The organism is Clostridium cibarium (assembly GCF_014836335.1).
GTDB classification, from domain to species: Bacteria; Bacillota; Clostridia; order Clostridiales; family Clostridiaceae; genus Clostridium; species Clostridium cibarium.
In genome coordinates this window covers 1-6,577 of sequence record NZ_JACSRA010000054.1, presented here as the reverse complement: position 1 = coordinate 6,577, position 6,577 = coordinate 1, and the positions used below count along the sequence as shown (strand labels likewise).

Annotated in this window: 6 protein-coding genes; 5 read left to right on the top strand and 1 reads right to left on the bottom strand. The window is 26.3% G+C overall.

What is annotated here, in order from left to right; all coding sequences use genetic code 11:
* Nucleotides 1-342 precede the first annotated feature (342 nt).
* The 5 genes from H9661_RS19070 (at nt 343) to H9661_RS19050 (ending at nt 4,766) form a co-directional block, all read left to right on the top strand.
* Nucleotides 343-627, top strand: coding sequence for a lactococcin 972 family bacteriocin (locus tag H9661_RS19070; protein WP_143318578.1), 285 nt, complete (start codon nt 343-345; stop codon nt 625-627).
* An 86-nt stretch (nt 628-713) separates the two neighbouring features.
* Nucleotides 714-1,337 (top strand): ABC transporter ATP-binding protein, encoded by a 624-nt coding sequence (locus H9661_RS19065; protein WP_143318577.1) that lies wholly within the window; start codon nt 714-716, stop codon nt 1,335-1,337.
* Nucleotides 1,338-1,350: 13 nt separating this feature from the next.
* On the top strand, nt 1,351-3,498 hold the full coding sequence (locus tag H9661_RS19060; protein WP_143318576.1) for a DUF1430 domain-containing protein: 2,148 nt from the start codon (nt 1,351-1,353) through the stop codon (nt 3,496-3,498).
* Nucleotides 3,499-3,521: 23 nt separating this feature from the next.
* Entirely contained in the window at nt 3,522-4,010 is a 489-nt protein-coding gene (locus H9661_RS19055) for a hypothetical protein (RefSeq protein WP_143318575.1), read from the top strand.
* Nucleotides 4,011-4,247: 237 nt separating this feature from the next.
* Nucleotides 4,248-4,766 (top strand): helix-turn-helix domain-containing protein, encoded by a 519-nt coding sequence (locus tag H9661_RS19050; RefSeq protein WP_143318574.1) that lies wholly within the window; start codon nt 4,248-4,250, stop codon nt 4,764-4,766.
* A 22-nt stretch (nt 4,767-4,788) separates the two neighbouring features.
* Here the strand turns inward: H9661_RS19050 and H9661_RS19045 are convergent, their stop codons facing one another.
* Entirely contained in the window at nt 4,789-5,814 is a 1,026-nt protein-coding gene (locus H9661_RS19045) for a replication initiation protein (protein WP_143318573.1), read from the bottom strand.
* Between the last annotated feature and the right edge of the window lie 763 nt (nt 5,815-6,577).

Genomic DNA, 6,577 nt, shown 5'->3' with positions numbered 1-6,577 from the left:
CCACTTTGTAGTGAAGTCTTAATGGACAATATTCTTAAACATAGTCCAAATTAAAAGTATAATTATTTCACTAAAGTTTAATTTAGCGAAATTGATATTTTTCTAAAGTATTTTTTAGCCAAATCGAATATTGATAACAAATTAGAGTATCTATATTAACTAGAATAAATATGAATATTGATTATATTTTTAGTGAAGTTTAATTTTTTTAATAGTTAATTTCATAAATAATCATTTATTTGCATTATTTGACATTTAATTGTTTTACTGGTATCATTATTGTGTAAACAAGCTTATGTTTATGTAATATGTTTAATTTAAATAATTTAAGGGGGAGTTAAAATGAAAAAGAAAGTGCTTACATTTGCTTTATTAGGATTATTAGCAGTAGGCTCAATTGCGCCAATAGCAGTAAAAGCGGCAGAATCATGGGATTATGGATATAGCCAAGGTAGAATGCAGTGGTATAACTATTACTTACATTCTGGATTGAGACATTATGGCACAATTACAAAAAACAGTGTTACTTACTATGGTCCAACTGCGGGTCCTGGAAGTTGGTCAAGATTAGATTTAGATTATAATGGACCATACGCTTGTACGTATAATAAGTACGCTTTTTTCTAATAGTTGTCAAAAGAGGATTTAGTTATTTTAATAAATCCTCTTTTTGCTTTGAAAAGGTGATAAATATTTGAAAAGGTGATAAATATATGATTGAAATAATAAACATATGTAAGGCATTCAATAGAAAAATTATTTTTAAGGATTTTAGTTTAAAAGTAAAATCAGGAGAGTTTATTGGTATAGTTGGAAAAAGTGGTCAAGGAAAAACTACTCTTTTAAATATAATGGGTACTTTAGAAAAAGCTGATTCAGGTATTGTAAAAATAATGGATAAAGAGATACAAACAAAAAAAATGAAAAGGATTTTATTAAGAGATCACTTAGGTTTTATTTTTCAAAACTATGCTTTAATTGATAATTCATCAGTAAATGAAAATTTAGAAATTGCTCTTAAGCATAAAAAAATGAATAAAAAGCAAAAATATGATGCTATATCTTTAGCATTAAAAGAAGTAGGCCTTGTTGATTATGGTAGGGAAATAGTACATACATTGAGTGGTGGAGAACAACAACGTGTAGCAATTGCTAGATTACTACTTAAAGATCCATCTTTAATTTTTGCAGATGAACCAACTGGATCATTGGATAGTGAGAACCGTGATATTATTGTGTCATTGTTTCAAAAATTACATAAGCAAGGAAAAACAATTATTATGGTCACTCATGACAAAAGTTTAACAAAATTCTTTTCAAGAGTAATAGAGTTATAAGGGAGGAATTGCTATGAAGAAATTAATTTTCCTTCTCTTTACAACAACTTTTATAGTTATAAGTTTTTTATCTATAAAGCAATTTGAATATATACAATTTCAATCTTTTAATAATCATAGCATAGGTGAAAAGTGGAATATTATTGTTGAAAGCGGAAATCCTCAAAAAAATAAAACCGAAAATTTCCGTTTGCTAGAAGATATAGCAATTCAAACGAAAGTAAACTTTCAACGAACATCTTATGAAAAGGATAAATATAATAAAGATAAAATAGTATATTATGTAGCTTTTTTTGAAAAAGATAAATACTTTGAAAAAATAAAATTAAAGACAGGTGAATTTTTAGATGTAAATAGTGATGAAGATGACTTTCTTTCTACCATAAAAACCTACGACGATTATCAAATAGGTCAACTTGAACTTTTTCATAGTTTTGAAACAATAGAAATTCGCCCAATGATTGCCGCTGGGAAAACAAAGGATATCAAAGGAACATATACGGTAAATGGCAAAGAGAATGCAGAGAAGTTAAAAGATTTAGCATTAGAATATGGATTTTCTGTTGAAGTTTCAAAAGATCAGTCTGAAACTTTAATTACATCATATCCTTACCAAGATATGATGTATAAAGCATCATTAATATTATGTTTATTAATAGCACTTGCAATGCTATATGATGTAATTAATAATTATAAAGAAATAGCAGTAAGATATTTATTAGGATATAACTTTTGGGAAATTGGAGCTTATTTATTTAGAAGGTATATTAAAGTTTTTTTAGGTTCATTATCTATGGTACTGTCAGGATTAATAGTATATTTATATTTTTATAATGAGCTTCAACAATTATTTTCTTTTCTATATTTTGGGTTAGGAAATATTATTCCATTAATTTTAACTATCTCGCTAATTTTTATTGCTACATGGTTAGGAACTAAAACTATAAATATTTCTCAGATGATAAAAAATAAAAAACCTATAAAGCTGCTGTTTTATATAAATATTATTATTAGATTTATATTAGCTGTTTTTCTTACATTAGGGTTGCAGCAAGGAGTTAGTACTTTTCTTACAATCAAGAGTACAGTGGATAAACAAGAAAAATGGTCTATCCTAAAAGATTACTCCTATTTAGGAATGATTGCCGATTCTCAACCTGAATTATTAAAGTCTCAAAATGACGAAAAAAATCAACAATTTCAACTGTTATATAAAGAACTAGAGGCACAAGGAGCTTTTTATATTTCTCCATCTGGTTATTATATGAATAGTTCTGGTCCTCCTTTAGATCCAAATCCTTGGGGAATGGATGGAACTAAAGTTGAAATCAACAAAAATTATCTATCCATAAATCCAATTATAGGAACTAATAATGAACAAGTAGAAATTTCAGATAGTGCTAAGACTAATGAAATAACTGTAATTGTACCAATAAAGTTTAAAACATATGAAGATGATATAAAAAGAACTATATCAAAAGATTACACCGGTATATATAATGCGAAGGATTCCACTCCTCCTGGTGTGAATATTCTATATGTTAAAAACAATCAATCTTACTTTACCTTTTCTACAAATATGGCAGAAAAGAATAACTATGAAATCATTGATCCAATTGCTGTAATAGTTAATAGTCAGTTCGATTCACGTATTTTAGCAACTAGTATTTCTATGGGTTACGGATACTATACTAAAAATAGTGGAAATGAAACCCCTTTTAAGGTAACACAAGATACTTTAAAAAAGTATAAATTTGATGAGACTTGGCAACCTATTTCTGTGGCTTATTCTAATGTAGAATTAAAAATAGCAAATAACAAAGAATTACTACAATTAGCTACCGTTTATTGTAGTCTACTTATAATTTTAGCAGTCATTTTACTATTCTTTTCTTCTATGTATTACTTGGAAATAAATAAAAAATCATTAGCTTTACAATGGATTTTTGGTTATACATTTTTCGAAAAACATTATCTAGCTTACTTAGTGATATTAGTATTTTGGGACTTCATGTTTGCAACTTGCTTTTTTATTACTAATGAGACTTTATTACTTGCAAAAATAATCCTAGGACTTACATTTTTTGATATCCTATTAATCAGTATTATCTTAAATATAAAAGAACATAATGTAACGAAACAGATACTAATAGAAAAATAACAATTACAAAGGAGGTTAGATAGGTGAATAATAAAAAAAGAATTTTTAGCGTCTTAATTATTATCCTCTTTCTATCCTTAGGAGTTTATATTTACAACTTCTTTTTAAACAAAAAAGAAGTTGTAAATAATGCAAGTAAAGAAGAAATCTCGCAGCAAGAAAACAATACAAATGCAGACTCAGTTCCAGTTAAAGAAAATAAATATTATGTTGTCTATATTAAACAGAATGATGGTACAGGTTCATCCTTTGTTCCTTTAAAACTCAATCCTGGCTTTAAAAATGACTCTGATTTTCATGTAAGTATTTCATTTGATGATAACGGAAAGATTATAAATGACGATAAAATTATCATAGTTGATAATTTTGTTGTTTCAGATGAAAACAAAGAAATGATTAAAAAGTTAGCAGGAATAAATAATTATAATGAAGCATTAAAAGAAATTGAAGATCGAGTAAATGAGACTAAAGAGAATATTGAAAAAGAAAGAAAAGAAGGACGTATGAAATAAAGAGAGTCCATAAACTTATTTGATTATGTAATGAATTTCTAAGTTAATGAAGATTCATGCTAATTTAGAGTTAAAAGCCAATGAATTTAGTATCATTGGCTTTTTTAATTTACTAAAGTAAGATTTAGCAAATTAAAAGAATGCTTAAATTTATTTTTTAAAGGATTTAAGCGTTTAGTAAAGAATTATTTATAAGTGAACTAAGAGTTAATTGAAGTTAAAAGTGAGGTTTTATCTATGTATACAGTTGGTGAAGTAGCTGAAAAACTAAATGTAAGTAAAGTTACGATATATTCTAAGTTAAAAAAATATAAAGATAGAATAGCTATAAAGCAAGGAAAAAGCTATATTGACGAAGAACTTTTAAGACTAATTAAAGAAGAGTTAAAAGTTAAAAATATTGAAAAAGACAACTTTACCAAAGATAACAATACAAATCAATTAAATACAGATATATCAAAAGATAATGCTGATTTAATTAGCATTAACAAAGACTTAACAGATACTTTAATTGAACAACTAAAGCAGAAGGACAAACAAATAGATGAATTACACAATCGAATAGCAGAACTTAATAAATTAATTGAAAATAGTCAAGTCTTATTAAAAGATGAACAACAAAGGAATACTAATCAATTGTTATTAGAAGAGCATTTAGAGAACTTAAACGATAAGATAAACGATGTTCGAGAGAAGATGGAGCAACGCAAGGAGCAACAAGAGAAAAAAGGATTTTTTAGAAGAAAAATAAAATAAAAAAAGAGTAGTTTTACTACTCTTAATCCCAACCAAGGAGTTTCTTTTCAAGTTCATTATAGTCATATTTCCTAGATTCGAAATTATTAAACCCATTTATTTTACTAGATTGTTTTGGTTCTTCCCAGTTTTCTAATAATTTTCTCATATAGCCTGTCCTGTTTTCTTGAATGTTTTTAGTATTCATATAATCATAAAGCTTTTTTAATTTTCCTATATCTCCATTACTAAGGTCTCTAAATAACATAATAGTCTTTTCCCCAAATTCATTATTTGTAATATCCATAATTAGTTTTATATCATTTTCTATTGTATCAAGTGGAGTTTCTTTATCTATTGCTATCTCATTTTTTACTTGTTTTACTTTTGGATCTTCCACCTTCTTATTAGGTTTTATATAAAATTTAAGTGATGTAACTTTCCTCCCTGTTTTAACTTCTTCGAATTCAAAATATATATCCGTTAAATTTTTTAATTCCTTTTGAGCTTGACAGATTATTCTATTTTTAAAGTTTTGATATATCAAATATGATCCTTTATCAGCCTTTAATATTTTTCTTAATTCATCAACTTCTATTACTGCAATCTTTTTAAATTCATTACTCTTAAGGATTTCGTACATTCTTATTGAATATTTTCCTTTAAGCTCCAAAACGTTTTTTAATCTATAACTAGTGTAGAATTCTTTTAATCCTAGCATAAATGGTTTTAGTTTTGGACTAAATTCCAATTCGATAATTCCGGTTCCTTTCTCATATTCAGCACTAGAAAGCCATGCAACTTGAGTTATTTTATTTTCCTGTTTAATTTCTAAGACTTTTTGCATAAGTTCTTTTGTTATTTTAGGTATTACTGAATATTTTGATTTTGATTCAACTCCTAAAAGCTCCATGAATTCTTTTATACTAAATTCATATGGCTTAAAATCTTCATCATTAGGTTGTACTGTGCTTGCAAGTGTTAATATTACTCTTTGCTCTTCTAAACTCAAATCATAATTTGAAGTTATTAAAGTATTTGCTTTTGTTACTAAATAATTTTCATTCATAAAATCCCTCCCCAAGAATATTATACTATTTTACTAATACTAATACAATATATGTGTATTGTATTAATTAGGTACGTAAATGTATTAGTTAAGGTACGCAGATGTATTAGTTGGGTACGTAAATGTATTAGTTAAGGTACGCAGATGTATTAGTTGGGTACGTAGATGTATTATTAAAAATTTCAACACTAGTTATAGCAAAGGTTTGAAGGCGCCCTAAACATATAAAACAATATATATAAAACATATAAAACAACAACAAGGGGTTGTTGTCTAAATTAGATGAAAATTTAAAAGTTATTTAAAAATATATATCAAAGTGATTTTATAGATTTGCTTTTTTAATTTTTCTTTTTAATCGTAAATGAATTAGTCTTTGTTGTTAAAAATAATGGGATTTTATATGTTGGCAAGATACGCATTTGTAATACAAAATGCAAGACTTGTTAGGGGTGTTCCCCTAATACCCGAATGTAATTTTTCCAAAAGATATGTAATTAATAAGATACTATATGTAAACAATAAGATATTATACGTAAAGTATAAGATAGTTTATGTATAAAATAAGATATTATATGTAAACTATCTGTATATAATATCTAGGTGTTCCGCAGGGTATTCCAAAGGAATTTAATATAGAAAATGGCTACCGCAACACCTAGTTTTATCAGTCTTAGATTTTTTATCTTTCCATATCAAAGCTTTTACTTTTTATGATTTTTTCAACTGGTTTACTTAGTTCTTTTAATTTTTCAGTAGCTTT

Excerpts from the sequence above, each read along its gene's own strand:
- H9661_RS19070 (WP_143318578.1), top strand. The coding sequence starts at position 343 with ATGAAAAAGAAAGTGCTTACATTTGCTTTATTAGGATTATTAGCAGTA.
- H9661_RS19065 (WP_143318577.1), top strand. The coding sequence starts at position 714 with ATGATTGAAATAATAAACATATGTAAGGCATTCAATAGAAAAATTATT.
- H9661_RS19060 (WP_143318576.1), top strand. The coding sequence starts at position 1,351 with ATGAAGAAATTAATTTTCCTTCTCTTTACAACAACTTTTATAGTTATA.
- H9661_RS19050 (WP_143318574.1), top strand. The coding sequence starts at position 4,248 with ATGTATACAGTTGGTGAAGTAGCTGAAAAACTAAATGTAAGTAAAGTT.
- H9661_RS19045 (WP_143318573.1), bottom strand. The coding sequence starts at position 5,814 with ATGAATGAAAATTATTTAGTAACAAAAGCAAATACTTTAATAACTTCA.